The organism is Sphingorhabdus sp. Alg231-15, assembly GCF_900149705.1.
Taxonomy (GTDB): domain Bacteria; phylum Pseudomonadota; class Alphaproteobacteria; order Sphingomonadales; family Sphingomonadaceae; genus Parasphingorhabdus.
Genome location: NZ_LT703001.1, coordinates 355,406 through 370,733, shown reverse-complemented (window position 1 = coordinate 370,733; position 15,328 = coordinate 355,406). Strand labels below are relative to the sequence as shown.

Annotated in this window: 16 protein-coding genes; 6 read left to right on the top strand and 10 right to left on the bottom strand. The window is 52.0% G+C overall.

The genetic code is table 11. The features are described 5' to 3' along the window. Positions 1-64: 64 nt before the first annotated feature. The 3 genes from DG177_RS01735 to DG177_RS01725 form a co-directional block, all read right to left on the bottom strand. Positions 65-538 carry a redoxin domain-containing protein gene (locus tag DG177_RS01735; RefSeq protein WP_108809908.1) on the bottom strand — a complete coding sequence of 158 codons (474 nt, stop codon included), beginning with the start codon at positions 536-538 and terminating at the stop codon, positions 65-67. A gap of 101 nt (positions 539-639) precedes the next feature. Further along, positions 640-1,323 (bottom strand): ATP-binding cassette domain-containing protein, encoded by a 684-nt coding sequence (locus DG177_RS01730; RefSeq protein ID WP_108809907.1) that lies wholly within the window; start codon positions 1,321-1,323, stop codon positions 640-642. Next, the gene (locus DG177_RS01725; RefSeq protein WP_108809906.1) at positions 1,316-2,566 is read right to left on the bottom strand and encodes a lipoprotein-releasing ABC transporter permease subunit; all 1,251 of its coding nucleotides are present in this window, start codon (positions 2,564-2,566) and stop codon (positions 1,316-1,318) included. Before DG177_RS01725 ends, DG177_RS01730 begins: the two co-directional genes overlap by 8 nt. Positions 2,567-3,042: 476 nt before the next feature. Between DG177_RS01725 and DG177_RS01715 the strand changes: the two genes are divergently transcribed. Next, complete coding sequence (locus DG177_RS01715; protein WP_108809904.1) at positions 3,043-3,522, top strand: Hsp20 family protein; 480 nt, start codon at positions 3,043-3,045, stop codon at positions 3,520-3,522. A 170-nt stretch (positions 3,523-3,692) separates the two neighbouring features. Here DG177_RS01715 and DG177_RS01710 read toward each other — a convergent pair whose 3' ends face one another. The 4 genes from DG177_RS01710 to tpiA all read right to left on the bottom strand — a co-directional run bounded on the left by DG177_RS01710 (position 3,693) and on the right by tpiA (position 7,874). After that, positions 3,693-4,379 carry a cyclic nucleotide-binding domain-containing protein gene (locus tag DG177_RS01710; protein ID WP_108809903.1) on the bottom strand — a complete coding sequence of 229 codons (687 nt, stop codon included), beginning with the start codon at positions 4,377-4,379 and terminating at the stop codon, positions 3,693-3,695. Between the two features lie 106 nt (positions 4,380-4,485). Beyond that, complete coding sequence (locus tag DG177_RS01705; protein WP_108809902.1) at positions 4,486-6,117, bottom strand: CTP synthase; 1,632 nt, start codon at positions 6,115-6,117, stop codon at positions 4,486-4,488. A 123-nt stretch (positions 6,118-6,240) separates the two neighbouring features. After that, positions 6,241-6,648, bottom strand: a complete 408-nt coding sequence (gene secG, locus DG177_RS01700; RefSeq protein ID WP_108809901.1) for a preprotein translocase subunit SecG — start codon at positions 6,646-6,648, stop codon at positions 6,241-6,243. Positions 6,649-7,127: 479 nt separating this feature from the next. After that, a complete protein-coding gene (gene tpiA, locus DG177_RS01695) occupies positions 7,128-7,874 on the bottom strand; it encodes a triose-phosphate isomerase (RefSeq protein ID WP_108809900.1) in 747 nt (248 codons plus the stop codon). Between the two features lie 179 nt (positions 7,875-8,053). On the opposite strand from tpiA, the gene DG177_RS01690 reads away from it, so the two are divergent. Together DG177_RS01690 and trpE are read left to right on the top strand one after the other, a co-directional pair. Next, positions 8,054-9,997, top strand: a complete 1,944-nt coding sequence (locus tag DG177_RS01690; protein WP_108809899.1) for a SurA N-terminal domain-containing protein — start codon at positions 8,054-8,056, stop codon at positions 9,995-9,997. 29 nt (positions 9,998-10,026) lie between these two features. Then, the gene (gene trpE / locus DG177_RS01685; protein ID WP_108809898.1) at positions 10,027-11,547 is read left to right on the top strand and encodes an anthranilate synthase component I; all 1,521 of its coding nucleotides are present in this window, start codon (positions 10,027-10,029) and stop codon (positions 11,545-11,547) included. Between the two features lie 5 nt (positions 11,548-11,552). On the opposite strand, the gene DG177_RS01680 is transcribed toward trpE, so the two are convergent. The 3 genes from DG177_RS01680 to DG177_RS01670 form a co-directional block, all read right to left on the bottom strand. Then, complete coding sequence (locus DG177_RS01680; RefSeq protein ID WP_108809897.1) at positions 11,553-11,861, bottom strand: MmcQ/YjbR family DNA-binding protein; 309 nt, start codon at positions 11,859-11,861, stop codon at positions 11,553-11,555. 87 nt (positions 11,862-11,948) lie between these two features. Next, on the bottom strand, positions 11,949-12,722 hold the full coding sequence (locus tag DG177_RS01675; RefSeq protein ID WP_108809896.1) for a glutathione binding-like protein: 774 nt from the start codon (positions 12,720-12,722) through the stop codon (positions 11,949-11,951). 80 nt (positions 12,723-12,802) lie between these two features. After that, entirely contained in the window at positions 12,803-13,105 is a 303-nt protein-coding gene (locus DG177_RS01670; RefSeq protein ID WP_108809895.1) for a polyhydroxyalkanoic acid system family protein, read from the bottom strand. A 114-nt stretch (positions 13,106-13,219) separates the two neighbouring features. On the opposite strand from DG177_RS01670, the gene DG177_RS01665 reads away from it, so the two are divergent. From DG177_RS01665 to trpD, 3 genes are read left to right on the top strand one after another with little or no spacing between them, the layout of a single operon-like run. Further along, complete coding sequence (locus DG177_RS01665; RefSeq protein ID WP_108812722.1) at positions 13,220-13,804, top strand: glutamine amidotransferase-related protein; 585 nt, start codon at positions 13,220-13,222, stop codon at positions 13,802-13,804. Then, entirely contained in the window at positions 13,801-14,334 is a 534-nt protein-coding gene (locus tag DG177_RS01660) for a YcxB family protein (RefSeq protein ID WP_108809894.1), read from the top strand. The genes DG177_RS01665 and DG177_RS01660 overlap by 4 nt, the downstream gene beginning before the upstream one ends. Continuing rightward, positions 14,331-15,320: an anthranilate phosphoribosyltransferase gene (gene trpD / locus DG177_RS01655; protein ID WP_108809893.1), complete on the top strand. Its 990-nt coding sequence runs from the start codon at positions 14,331-14,333 to the stop codon at positions 15,318-15,320. The genes DG177_RS01660 and trpD overlap by 4 nt, the downstream gene beginning before the upstream one ends. The last annotated feature ends 8 nt before the right edge of the window (positions 15,321-15,328 follow it).

The following is a 15,328-nucleotide window of genomic DNA, read 5'->3' as shown; positions in this document are numbered from 1 at the left end:
GCCATGACCAGTTCGTTGTAATGCTACCTATCGACCAGTTTTCCACAATTTGTTGGTCTTCCTGTCAGAGCAACGCTTCTATTTCGCTCTTCAGCTGTTCCGGTTTGACAGCAGGTCCATGCCGTCCCACCACATTGCCTTCGCGGTCAACCAGGAATTTGGTGAAGTTCCATTTGATTCGAGAACCTAACAGTCCGGATTTTTCTGACTTCAGATAATCCCACAATGGGTCTGCGTCCCTACCGTTGACGTCAATTTTTCCCATCAAAGGAAAACTGACATCATAATTCAGCGTGCAGAAATTTCTAATTTCCTCGGCATCACCAGGTTCTTGATTTCCAAACTGATTGCAAGGAAAGGCCAATATTTCCAGACCTTTATCTGCATATTCCTTATGTAGCTTCTCCAGCCCTTCATATTGCGGTGTGAAGCCGCATTTCGATGCTGTGTTTACGATCAGAAGGACTTTGCCCTTATATGCGGACAGGTCCGACATCGAACCGTCTGCCTGCTTAACTTCAAATTCTGTGATTTGCATAGATTCGCCCCGTTCTTTGCAATTTTATTCCCCGATTATGTACAACAAATTGTTAGTCACTCGCTAAATGTCAAAGCCTATCTCGCTTCATTTTGAAAAGACTAGCTTAAAACTCCATCATGGAGTCTGACCACACGGTCCATTTTTGCTGCAAGGCGTTCATTATGCGTCGCGATCAACGCCGCACTTCCTTCCTCGCGCACAAGTGCCATAAGTTCAGCTAACACTATATCGGCTGTGGTTTCATCAAGATTACCAGTCGGCTCATCAGCCAAAACCAGTTTGGGCGCATTTGCCAATGCTCTTGCTACGGCAACTCGCTGTTGCTCGCCGCCTGAAAGCTTGCTCGGCTTATGATCCAGGCGTTCCCCGAGTCCCAAGCTGCGGAGCAATGATTCTGCTCTTTCCTCTGCGTTTTTTTGCGAAGTACCAGCAATCAACTGCGGCATGACCACATTTTCTTCGGCTGAAAAATCAGGCAACAAATGATGAAACTGATAGACGAAACCCAGCAATTCACGTCGAATACGCGTATGTCCGCTCGCTGACATTCGTGCAGTTTCTTCACCATCAAGTTTAATGGATCCCTCAAACCCGCCTTCCAGTAGCCCTACGGCCTGCAATAGCGTCGACTTGCCCGAACCGGATGGCCCGAGCAGCGCCACGATTTCGTTTGACCTAATATCAAGATCAACGCCCTTCAGCACATCGATATGCGTATCACCTTGTGTGAAACTGCGCCGAACATCCCGCAGTTCAACAACCTTGCTCCCTTGATCACTCATAGCGAAGAACCTGTACAGGGTCGGTACTAGCGGCCTTATAGGCCGGATACAGCGTCGCCAGGAAACTGAATAAAAGGGCCAGCATCGCTATGCCGAAGACCTCTACTGGGTCAGTTCTCGCTGGTAACTCTGTCAAAAACCGAATGGAGGGATCCCAGAGATTTTGACCGGTGATCATTTGCACAAAATTGATTACATTTTGTCGGAAATATATGGCGATCAACCCCAGTATAATCCCAGCAGCGATACCAAGTGTACCGATCGATGTTCCGACGGTAACAAATATTCTCGTAAGAGATGCGCGTGATGCTCCCATCGTTCGCAAAATTGCAATATCTCTGGTTTTCGCGCGTACCAACATAATCAGCGATGACAATATGTTGAACACCGCAACCAATATAATGATCGACAGGATCACGAACATCACCACGCGTTCCACCTGAAGCGTTTCAAACAGCGACGCATTCATGGCCTTCCAGTCAGTAATCACCGCACGATCCGCCACTTTGGGATAAAGCGGCGCGATAATTTCTGCGACATTGTCAGCATCGTTCGTTTTGATCTCGATCATGCCAATCTGATCACCCAGCAACATCAACGTTTGCGCATCTTTCATCGGCATTATGACAAAGGCTTTGTCATAGTCATAGACACCCACCTCAAATATCGCGGCAACCTCATAGGATATCTCTCGTGGTACGGTGCCAAAGGGCGTTGTTCGTCCTTGCGGATTGATCACCGTGATTCGGCTTCCCACTTGCGCGCCCAAAGCGGTTGCCAATCGACTCCCGATTCCAACACGTCCTGCTTCCGGCTCCAAACGAGCCAGATCTCCAGCGACCGTTTTGCCATCCAGCGTATCATTTTTCAGGATATCAGGAACGAGCATCCCGCGCACCAATATCGCCTCTACGCGCCCGTTGAAGGTCGTCAACAAAGGTTGCTCTATGAGTGGAGATGCCGACACAACACCTTCAGTTTCTCGCACATCGTCAAGCAAATCCCTCCAGTCCGGGAGACGTCCGCCATAACCTTGAATCACCGCATGACCATTCAGCCCGACAATTTTGTCGAATAATTCAGCGCGAAAACCGTTCATCACACTCATGACAACGATCAGCGCGGCAACGCCCAGCATGACCGCAACCAAACTGATGCTTGCCACCAGAAAAATAAACCCCTCACCCTTGCCGGGTAAAAGATAGCGTTTTGCGATGACCCATTCATAACGGGATAGGAGCATAAAAGTATGATCTTCCTGAAAAAACTATTGTGGCTTTACGGTCGCGAGGCGGCGCAGGCAAGAGTGATGCTGGCTAAAATGCTGTTGCTATTATGACACAAAGCTGAACCAATATTGCACATTTGTGAAAATTTGCATGACAATAGCGGCCATCCCGATCACAGATAGTTACAGAATCAATTACCGCATAATGGTCATGGTTCAGGGATCCTTTCTGGTTCCGTCGAATGTTGGGGGACAAACGGCGTTGAATAAGACAGGAAAACAGGGGGACGATATTATCGTCACCATTTTCGCCCGGAGTCAGAAATGGCTCCGGGCGTTTTTGTTTGCAGCCTCTTTGACCATATGCATCCCTTGAAATCAGAAATTCCTGCAATATCTTAGTAATACGAAATGCCGTTTTGGATTTCGTACAACAAAACCGGACGCCAATTTGGGTCCACAATTTTAATTGCTCATAAGAGGATAAAAATATGAATCGTTTTGATTTTACCCCCTATCGCCGCTCAACCGTTGGTTTTGACCGGCTTTTTGATTTGCTTGAGAATAATGCTCGCGCACAGCAATCGGAAAACTACCCCCCATTTAATATCGAACGCAGCGGCGATGACCATTATCGGATCACGCTTGCCGTTGCAGGTTTCAAAGATGACGAGATTGAAATCACCGCGCAGCAGAATCTTTTGCTTGTAGCTGGGAATAAGGGCAGCGACGAAAATGAAGGTAAGCAGTTTCTCCATATGGGCATTGCTAACCGCAACTTCGAACGCCGCTTTGAACTCGCCGATTTCGTTCGTGTCGACAATGCGGTGTTAAGCGATGGCCTGTTGATCATTGATCTGGTTCGCGAAATTCCAGACGCCATGAAACCACAGAAAATCGCGATCAACACTGGCGACAATGTCACCAAAATTGATCACAATCCTGAAAAATCGAGTGACAAGGCTGCTTAAGCCCTAGTCTGAACTTCCATAGAAGGCAGCCGATTAACGTTGGCTGCCTTTTCTACTTGTGTTCAGCAAACAAAAAAATGGGGCAGCCGGATGAGGATCCGACTACCCCTGACACCCGCGTGGTGTCACTCTTGACGAAATTAGCCCGGGTCGCAAATGGCCAACTTCGATCAAGAATCCGCATTGGCAATGTTGGAAAGTGTCGCGTGATTCAATATCCGCACTTTCCCGCTTTCAACCGAAACAATGCCATCTTCTGACCAGGTTGAAAGTTGCCGATTAATATGTTCCCGCGACATCCCGGCAAAGTTGCCAAGTTCGCTTTGACTCAAATCCAGTTTTAGGCGCCCCTCTTCTGCGCCGACGACTGATAGTCTTAATAAATAGCGCGCTAGCCGAGGCCCTGATGTATAGGCTCGGTCTCCCTCTATCATGGTATTGGCTGTCCGAATGCGGTTTGCCATTACCTTAAGTAGCCGTAATGCCATATTTTTGTGCTTTTTCAAAATTTCTTCAAAAGCAGCGCGTGTAATCGTCAAGGCTGTGGTCGGTTCAATCGCTGTTACACTGGCGGTTCTTTCACCACCATCAAGCAAAGCAATCTCACCCAAAACCTGGCCTGGCTCAGCATAATCCAGGACAATTTCATAACCATTGCTGGCGATCATACTGGTCCGCGCATTGCCCGATAATAATATCAGTAATGAATCTCCAGGATCACCCTGCATGATCAATTCATCCCCTTTGTCATATTGCACGAAATGCCCGCGCAATATCAAATCTGCCAGTTCTGCCTCGTCACAATCAGCGAACAAACTATGTTCCGCCAATATGCCCGCAAGTTCTTCGGCCCTCAATGTTTCTGCTCCAACCCTGTCCTCTACAATAAGTAAAAAACCTGATAACCAGTTCTTATTGCTTGGATGTGACAATAGTCACTTGCTGTAAAAAGGATTGGATAAATTAGACAAGTCGGCTTTGTTTTACCGCAGCAGCGATAAAAGAAGCGAAAAGTGGGTGCGGATCAAAGGGTTTGCTCTTCAGTTCCGGATGATATTGGACACCTACAAACCAGCTGTGGTCGGGACGCTCGACAATTTCCGGAAGTTCCCCATCCGGCGACATTCCAGAGAATATTAGCCCGGTTTTTTCCAGGCGCTCTACATAGCCCTTGTTGACCTCATAGCGATGGCGATGCCGTTCGCTAATCATGTCGGAGCCATAGATTTCGCTGACTTTGGAGCCCTGCTGCAACCGCGCGTCATAGGCCCCGAGCCGCATGGTTCCGCCTAAATCACCGCCCGACTCGCGTTTTTGCAGACCTTCTTCGGTCATCCACTCGGTGATCAGCCCGACAATCGGTTCTGCCGTTTCACCAAATTCGGTTGTCGAGGCCGCATCGATACCGGCGAGATTGCGGGCTGCTTCCACGCAAGCCATCTGCATACCCAGACAAATACCAAAAAACGGGACATCATGCTCACGGGCGAATCGCACAGATCCGATTTTACCTTCACTGCCGCGCTCACCAAAACCGCCTGGAACCAAAATGGCGTGCAGAGGCTCCAGATTGGCTGCAAGATCGTTTTCATCTTCAAATAGCTCTGCATCCAGCCAACGCACCTGGACTTTCACCCGGTTCGCAAGACCACCATGAAAAAGCGCCTCTTGGAGCGATTTGTAAGCATCTTGAAGCCCAACATATTTGCCGACGACACCAACAATAACCTCGCCTTCAGGATTCTCGATGCGCTCCATCACGTCGTTCCAGCGGGTAAGGTCCGGCTCGGGCGCGTTGATAATTCCGAAAGCGTTCAGAACTTCGCGGTCCAGACCTTCTTCGTGATATTGCATCGGTACATTGTAGATGCTGCTGGCATCCAATGCCGGGATCACAGCTTCTTTACGAACGTTACAGAATTGAGCAATTTTGGCGCGTTCACTATCCGGCAAATCATGTTCGCAGCGGCAAAGCAATATATCGGGCTGAATGCCCAATGAGGTCAATTCCCGAACGCTGTGCTGGGTCGGCTTTGTCTTAAGCTCGCCCGCAGCCGCGATATAGGGCACCAGCGTTACATGAACCGAGATCGCATTGGCCCGGCCAACTGTGTTGCGCAGCTGTCTGATAGCTTCGATAAACGGCAGGCTTTCAATATCGCCGACGGTACCACCTATTTCGCAGAGCACGAAATCGATACCATCGAGCTTGTCCTGCGCAAATTCCTGAATCGCGTCGGTGACGTGCGGTATCACTTGAACCGTAGCCCCCAAATAGTCACCGCGGCGTTCCTTGGTAATTATCGACTGATAGATTCGTCCAGAAGTCACATTGTCGGATTGCAGCGACGGAACACCGGTAAACCGCTCATAATGCCCCAGATCCAGGTCGGTTTCGGCACCATCATCCGTCACATAAACTTCACCATGCTGGTAAGGCGACATCGTGCCCGGATCGACGTTCAGATAGGGATCCAGTTTACGGATCCGCACCGAATATCCACGTGCTTGCAGAAGCGCGCCGAGGCTCGCTGCCATGAGACCTTTGCCAAGTGAGGAAACCACACCGCCGGTAATAAAAATATATCGCGCCATGGGAGGAAAGGCTTAAGGCGTGTCGAGCCGAAATGGCAAGCGTGCGAATCCGAAAAAGCGAAATTTATTTTCAAACGGTACCAAATTTTACGCGTGATTGCGCATCACCGCCGGCAAAATCTGCTATTGATCGAGCGGAACGGCACCATCTGTAGCAGCCGAAGCGTCTTCGTCGGTTGCCTCAGCCTGCGCCGCAGCCGCTGCCAGCGGATCATCGCCCACCAAAGGGACAGCATCAGCGGGGGCAGCAGGCGCTACAGGAATGCTGGTATCACGCTCTAACGTCTGATCAATCGTTGAGGGCTGTCCTTCAGAGGCCGCCAAAAAGGCCAGAGAAATAGATAGCGCAACAAACAAGACAGCCAATACGGTCGTCGTCCGAGTCAGCAAGTCCGCCGCGCCGCGCGCTGACATCATGCCAGATGGACTGCCGCCAACACCAAGACCACCGCCTTCCGACCGCTGCATCAATATAACGCCAACAAGGGCGGCTGCGACAATCGCCTGAACAACGGTAAGAAACAGAAACATAACTAGGTCCGAACGTAATGGTTTAACAATAGGCAGCGCACATAGCGATTGGATGGCGCGAATTCAAGCGGTGAAACATAATCCCTTCCCCCCTGATACCGGCACCAAACCGGCTGGAAAGGCAGATCCAGCCATTGCCGCGCTTTATTCCAAAGTTCACACAAGTCACAGCCCTACTCGCTCATTTGTTTCGCCATGGATTATGTTTCAAAGTTCACACAATTCTCACCCTGATTAACGCACAATATCTATTTGTTTTATATAGTTTATTCTGCATTTTCGAGTTTTAGATTCGTCAAATTCCCGCATCACAATGGCCCATCACAACGGATAGCCGCTTCGATACTCGACTCGGATGATGTAGGAAAGAGGCCTATCTGAGGAATCCTGAGATTAAGCCCAGATGGATACGGTACCCCTTGAACTTATTTTCCTATCAAGTCTGCCACCGCCTGAAAAACCACCTCAGGCTGCTGCCGCTATGCTGCGGCGGCGGCCTCGATTATCGGTCCGAACTTCTCCGCGGAAAGGCTCGCGCCGCCAACCAGCCCGCCGTCCACATTCGGTACGGCCAACAGTTCAGATGCATTACCCCCATTCATCGAGCCACCATAAAGAATGCGAACCTGCTCGCTACCGCCATTCATAAGCTCAGCTAATTTGCTGCGGATCGCAGCATGCATTTCTGCAACGTCGGACACCTCCGGCACCCGACCGGTGCCGATTGCCCAAACAGGTTCATAGGCAATAGTAAGCCAGCCCGCATCCGCCCCGCTGGGAAAAGAGCCCGCCAATTGTCCGCAAACTATCTCGATCGCCTGGCCAGCGTCGCGCTCTTCTTCTGTTTCACCAACGCAAATGATGGCGCCCAATCCGGCAGCATGCACCGCCTCCGCTTTGGCTTTCACATCAGCATCCGTTTCATGCTGGTCCGCACGGCGTTCGCTATGACCCAAAATTGAGAAACCAGCTCCAGCTTCCTTGATCATCGCGGCCGATATACAGCCGGTATGCGCGCCATTTTCGCTGAAATGGCAATCTTGAGCACCGATTGCGAAAGCAGCATTCTGCGATGAAGCGGCAGCAATCAAGGTTACAGGCGGACAAATCGCCGCATCAACGGTTGGATGAGAACTCGCAATCGCTGCTATATCTGCAATATCCGATAGTTCGGATTGCAGACCATTCATTTTCCAGTTGCCGACAATATATTTGCGATTTGCCATATTCTCTCCACCCCGTTGTTGATGCAGCTGACCAGCTAACAAATTCCACCTCCCCTGCCAAACGGCTTTCGCAAAAAAGGCTTTTAACTCGTGTCCTGCGCCCTTTTGCTTGAACGAAAATCGCAAGCCGCCTAAAGCATCGGAAAATCCATTTGCCCTAACAGAATTGCAATATTCTCATGATTACATTTTTCCGCAATATCTTTGCCTCCAAAATCGGTCTGTTCCTGACCATGTGCTTTGTCGCGCTGATCGCAATTGCGTTCGCATCGGCGGACGTGACCGGGTCAGGTGCCTTTGGTGGTGTGACCGGATCGGGAACGGCAGCGCAAATTGGTGAGTCCAAATTATCGACATCTGAACTCAGTCAGTCGGTCAACAACGCCTTTCGTGCCGAACAACGTCAAAATACCGGGCTTGATCTCAAAACCTATGTTGAAGGCGGCGGTTTTGACAGCATATTGGATCGGTTGATCAACAGTTTTGTGATTGCTGACTTCGGTAGGAAATACGGTATGACTGCAGGCAAGCGGTTGGTTGACGGCGAGATTGCCAGTATCCCTTCTTTTCAAGGCGCTGATGGTCAGTTCAGCGAAGAGAATTTCCGCCGTGCCTTGCAACAGCAAGGCATTAAGGAGCAACAGTTGCGCGATGATTTCACCCGCAATTTGCTCGCCGATCAATTGCTGACGGTTTCCGGCTTTGGGGCATCGGTACCGCAAAAACTGGTGACGCCTTATGCGTCTCTGCTGCTTGAGGCGCGCCAGGGCCAGATCGCGATTGTGCCTTCGGCGGCCTTTGTCGAAAATGTGAAACCTGCCGATGCCGCGCTGGCTGCATATTACAGTCAGAACGGCTCTCGCTACACTATTCCTGAGCGCCGCTCCATCAGCTATTCCCTGTTCTCCAAGGATCGTTTTAACGAGACCATCAAGCCTACAGAGAAAGAAATCGAGGGCCAATATAACCTAGATAAAGCCAGATATGCGGCCAGCGAGACCCGCAATATTGATCAGGTCATTTTGCCGACCGAAGCGGCAGCCCAAGCGCTTGCCGACAAGGTTGCTGACGGAATGTCCATCGGCGCCGCCGCGGATTCGGTTGGCCTGTCAGTGGCAGAAGTCGGGTCGGTGAGCAAAGGTGCACTGGCTGGAACGGCATCGCAAGCAGTCGCTGACGCTGTCTTTACGGCGGCGTCTGGCGGCGTTTCCCAGCCCGCGCAAAGCGCGCTCGGTTGGCATATCGCCAAGGTGAATGAAGTTCAAAACGTCGCAGCACAAAGCCTGGAGCAAGTGCGTGCGCAGATTGTAGCGGAGCTTAGTCGCGAGAAAATCGACCAGGCGCTGGCGGAACTTACAGTCACAATGGAAGACGAGTTTGCTGCTGGATCTTCGCTTGCTGACATTGCTCAGGCCGAGGAATTGAAGATTGAGTCAACGCCGATGCTACTTGCCAACGGTCAGAATCCTGACGATCCCAACTACCGCCCGATCCCTGAGATGCAGCGGATATTGCCTGTGGCCTTTTCGTTGGAAGAAGATTCCGACCCGCAGGTTGTTGAGATCATTCCCGGTCAGCAATATGCAATCATGGATGTGAGCAAAATTACCGCCGCAGCACCACCACCGCTCAAGTCTATCGAGCAGATTGTGGCAAGAGATTATATCCTCGAAGAAGGCTCGAAAAAGGCCAAGGTTGCGGCTGACAAGATTGCCGAACAGATTTCGGGCGGCGCAACGCTGTCGAAGGCCGTTGCTGATGCAGGAGTTAGGCTACCGGCTGTTGAATCGGTTAGAAGTTCCCGCGCGGACCTTGCCAGACAGAGCCAACAGGGACAGGTTCCACCACCGTTGACCTTGATGTTCAGCATGGCTGAAGGCACGGCAAAGACGTTGAAAGCACCACAGAATCAGGGCTGGTTCGTGGTCAATCTGAACAACATCGATCCCGGCGACGCATCCGAGCGCGAAGACTTGCTGGCGGCCACCAGAGGGCAGTTCAAACAGGTTTTCGGTAATGAGTATACCGAGCAATTCATCAATGCGATGAGAGCCGATGTCGGTGTCGAGAAAAATGACGATGCGTTGACGACGCTGAAAAACCAATTGGTCGGTCGCAACTAAATGCAGCTATTTCGGCCCGTTCCAGACTGATGGCGCATAGTTTCGGTATAGAGACCGCAGAACAAGCCTTGGGTGCGGGAAAGCCAGCGCTGATCTGGCGCAAACAGGTGGCCGATACCGAAACCCCTGTTTCGGCCGCGCTGAAGCTCATGGTCGCCGAGCGTGGCGATTTTCTGCTGGAGTCGGTCGAGGGTGGCGAAACCCGGGGAAGACACAGCCTGATTGGCCTTTCGCCTGATCTCGTGTTCCGCGCCGATGGCAGGAAAGCCGCTATCAATTCGCATTGGTTGACCGACCGTGAAGCCTTTGTCGATGAGCAAGCCGAAAGCCTTGATGCCTTGCGCACGCTGGTCAAGCGGTGCCAAATGGATGTGCCGGATGGCCTGCCCAGCGCGCTGGCCTGCCTGGTCGGTTATTTCGGTTACGAGACTATTGGCTTGGTCGAAAAATTGCCACGAGCGCCGCAGTCTGAACTCGACCTGCCAGATATGCTGTTTGTCCGGCCCACGGTGATCGTGATCTTCGACCGACTGGCAGATGAAATGTATCTTGTCGCGCCGGTCTGGCCTGAAACTTCCGGCAATGCGCGCAGCAAGATCACCAGCGCCGAAGATCGGCTGGACGAGGTCGAACGACAAATGGCGACCCCAGTTCCCTCGTCGGAAGCGGAGCCCCAAAACCTCAATCCTGATGATCTAGCTTTCGAAGCCAAGTTGCCGCCCAACCAATATGAAAATATGGTGCTGAGCGCCAAAGACTATATCGAAGCTGGAGATATTTTTCAGGTCGTTCTTGCACAACGATTCACCGCGCCATTTGCCTTGCCGCCGGTTGAACTTTATCGCGCTCTTCGCCGGATAAACCCCTCACCTTTCCTGTTCTTCCTGGATCTGCCCGGATTTGCCCTGATCGGATCCAGTCCCGAAATTCTGGTCCGTGCCCGCAATGGCGAGGTGACTATCCGTCCGATTGCTGGCACCCGCCCTCGCGGAGTCAATGCAGCCGAAGACAAAATCAACCGCGACAGCCTGCTCGCCGATCCGAAAGAGCGTGCGGAGCATTTGATGCTGCTAGATCTTGGCCGCAATGATGTAGGACGAGTCAGCTCGGCCAATAGCGTCGAAGTGACGGATAGCTACACGGTCGAGTTTTACAGCCATGTCATGCATATTGTTTCCAATGTTGTCGGCAAGCTGACTCCGGACAAGGACGCACTCGACGCTTTGTTTGCGGGCTTCCCTGCCGGCACAGTAAGCGGCGCGCCGAAAGTCCGGGCGTGCGAGATAATTGCGGAACTGGAGCCGGAAACGCGCGGCGCTTATGCCGGCGGTGTAGGCTATTTCTCTCCCGATGGCAGCATGGACAGCTGCATCGTCCTGCGCACGGGCATCGTCAAGGATGGTACCCTGCATGTCCAGGCAGGAGCCGGCATCGTAGCGGATAGCGATCCGGCCTATGAGCAACGTGAATGCGAAGCTAAATCCGGCGCGTTGCTAGCAGCAGCGAAAGAGGCCGTGCGACGTGCACAAGACATTGGGTTTGGGCAATAGGCCTGTCATTTCCCGTTCAACCAAGCCGCCTCTATTGCCGAACTTGCCACGTCAATGTCGACGCCGTCCAGAGACATGATCGTCCAGCCCCGTTCGCCCCATTTGTTTGGCACTGGCGTGAAACCATCAGGATGAAGCTCGCATCGAAGCTCTTGTTCTTCAGGAAGCAGCAGCAGATTCACTGTCGATTTGTCTGGAGCCAATGTCGCAAAATTTCGCTTCACCTTAAATGCTGCCCGATCAAAATGCGGTTTTTCGGTGACGCCATCCAGCGCTAGCACCAAATCGCGCAATTCTGTCTCCGAAATAGCCATCTCAAACCCCTCCCAGAAAACAGATAGGACTCCTCCAAAAGTAGAACAAATCCCTGGTGCAGCGAAATCCCCGTCCCAGAGCTGGCGTTATTTGCGCTCCGAGGGCGGACGTTGACTGACCGGCGGCAGATTGCCGATCATACCATCAGGACGAGCCGCAGCCAGCATGCGCTTATAGGCCGGACGGGCGCGGATTTTCTCTTTCCACGCCGCGATGTTCGGGAATTTCTTCTCGTCAACAAGGTTCAAACCCGTCGCAACGTTAAGCGGGAACATCATCATGATGTCGGCCGAAGAAAATTCCGGACCACCAAACCACGGGTTTTTTGCCAGATAGTTTTCTGAATACTGGACCACTGCCTCGCTATCGACAAATCTGGATCTGACAGTCGGCGGCGTTGTTCTCCAAGCCCGATAATCGCTGAACAACCGGGCAGCAAGCGATCCTTCGGCGTAGTGCATCCACATAAGATGTTCCGCATAATATTTGCTGTCGCGTGCCGGAGCCAATTTGCCTGGTGCATATCGGTTCTGGATTGTCTGAAGTATCGCACCTGATTCCACCAGAATCTGATCACCGATAACTACCGTCGGCACCATCGGCATTTCGTGACCAAGGCTGTGCACTTTGGCCATAGACGCACGTAAGTCACCACGCACATATTCAAGCTTATAGGGAAGTCGGAGTTCTTCCATCAACCAGACAACACGTTCCGAGCGCCGCCCCTCGAGATGGTAAATTGTCAACTCCGGCATCGGCATGACGTCTGTTTCTGCTGCCTTGGACTCAGCTTGTGCCGCCTGCGGCACAACCAATGCGGACGCCATTAAGGCCATGCTTGCTGCTATTGTACGGACCATATTCTATCCCCTCATCCTATTTTGCTTTTTATATTATTGGCACGTTTTGACAATTTTCAAAATCGTCAGTTGTAATACTTCTATTCCAGCATTTTCGGAGCTTCCTTCTGAAGCTTTTCCTTAATCTTGTTGGCAAACAGCGCGAGCAATGGCGGCAGATCGAAAATGGCATATACTTCGTCTTCTCGAACCTGCATTTCTCCGCCAATGCGCTGGCCCATCGCTTCCAGAGTGCAGTGCATGGTATCGCCATCCCAGTGATGGTCGGTCACGGTCGCGCCGGGGACAGATTCGCCTAATGTGTGCACCCCGTTACCAATGCGGCTGCGGGCCTCCGCAACCCCCAGTTTATGTGCTATGGATACCGTAACTGGCTGACCCATTGATTTATCTCCCCTCGCCCCTGCATAACATTCCGACTGCCTCCGTCAAACGATCTGCTTGATAGGCATCGGAAAAACTTGGCCTGCGGTCCTTTTGTCATTAGGCAGCGTTTCATGATTTTGGTTATCGACAATTATGACAGCTTCACCTTCAATCTGGTCCATTATCTGATGGAGCTGGGGGCGAAGGTTCAAGTCGAGCGTAACGATGCGCTGAGTGCGACCGAAGCGCTGGCAACCGGGGCTGACGCGTTTCTGATTTCGCCTGGCCCCTGCACGCCCAATGAAGCCGGCATATCTCTGGATCTGGTCTCGGCCTGTGCCGATGCCGAAAAACCGTTGCTTGGTGTGTGTTTAGGTCATCAAAGCATTGGCCAGCATTTTGGCGGAAAAGTGGTTCGCGGTGGTTTGATGCACGGAAAAACATCTCCGGTAACCCATGACAATAGCGGTGTGTTTAAAGGACTGCCTTCACCATATACGGCCACACGCTATCACTCGCTGATTGTCGAGGATATTCCGGAATGCCTGCCGGTCAATGCCACTGCCGAAGATGGGTCTGTCATGGGTTTCCGTCATGAAAGCTTGCCCATTCATGGTGTTCAATTTCACCCTGAAAGCATCGCCACCGAATATGGCCATGACTTGCTCGCCAATTTCATGACACTGGCTGGGATGACACCAAAACAGATCGCATGACCGAAAAAATCATCTTCACGCCGACAGAGGACGACCTGCGCGCTGCCTATGGACTGCATCTGAAACAAATGGGTTGGAAGCGGTTCGCTTATCTGCTGCTTTTCGGTTTGGCCATAGGCATCGCGATGGCAGCCTATGATGGCTTCGACGATATGACCAAAGCCATTGGCTTAGTCGCTGGCATGACTTTGTGGGCCGGGATTGTGGCGCTGGTCATGTCAGTCCTGGTTCCGACTTGGTGGGTCCCGCGCCTGTCCAAGAAAATCTATAATCAGCAGAAGGATCTGCGTCTGGAAACAACCAGCTGGTGGGATGATGAGAAACTCCATTCGAGCAACGAACAGGGACATGCCCATTTGACCTTTGCGGACATGATCAAATGGCGAGCAGACGATAAAATCGTTTTGCTTTATCGTTCGGACCATCTTTTCAATTTTCTGCCCGCCCGAATATTCAAGGACGACGCGCACAAAAATGGCCTGATCCGGCGACTTCAGGATGCTGGCGTTCCAGGAGAGGAGCAAACATGACATTCCTACCAGATCCAGCCAACAGTTTAATCGAAGCCGATGCGCGAGCCGCTTTTGCAGCTATATTAGATGGCAAAGCCGATAGCGAAGCGATCGGTGCTTTCCTGGTTAAGCTCGCCGACCGCGGAGAAACAGCGACCGAAATTGCCGCTGCAGTCCAGGAAATGCGGGCGCGCATGATTCCTGTCGATGCGCCCGCTCATGCGATCGATGTTTGCGGAACAGGAGGGGACGGCAGCCACAGCCTGAATATATCCACAGCCACGGCTCTGGTTGTCGCCGCATGCGACATACCAATGGCCAAACACGGCAACCGCGCCGCATCAAGCAAATCGGGAGCGGCCGATACACTCGAAGCTCTGGGCCTTGATCTGGTAAAAGCGGCAACCGGTGGCGAGCAATCTTTGCGTGAGATCGGAATAGCTTTTTTCTTCGCGCCCAATCACCACCCGGCGCTCGGGCCACTGGCTCCCATTCGCAAAGCGATCGGCCGACGGACGATTTTCAATTTGCTGGGACCGCTTTGCAATCCTGCTCGGGTCAAACGACAACTTATTGGGGTTGCGACTCCCGATCTGGTGGAAACCTATGCGGAGGCCGCAGCGCATCTGGGATATGACAAGGTCATGATCGTGTCGGGTGAAGAAGGGCTTGATGAACTGAGCATCTCCGGACCTTCGAAAATTGCAATTGTTGAGGGATCTTCGATTAATTACGGGCGGATCATGCCAGAAGATCTAGGCCTGCCAAGCCATGTTTCGGAGGCCATAAAGGGCGGTGATGCTGCCTATAATGCAGCGGCTTTGAGAGACTTGCTGCAAGGAGAACCGTCGGCCTATCGGGATGCGGTCGTGCTTAACAGCGCTGCCGCATTGATGGTCGCCGGTGAAGTCGATAGCTGGGAATTGGGTGCAGAAGAGGCGGCAGAGGCGATTGACAAGGGGCTTGCAAATGCCTTGCTCAATTGCTGGATCGCCAATCAATGAGGGGTCTC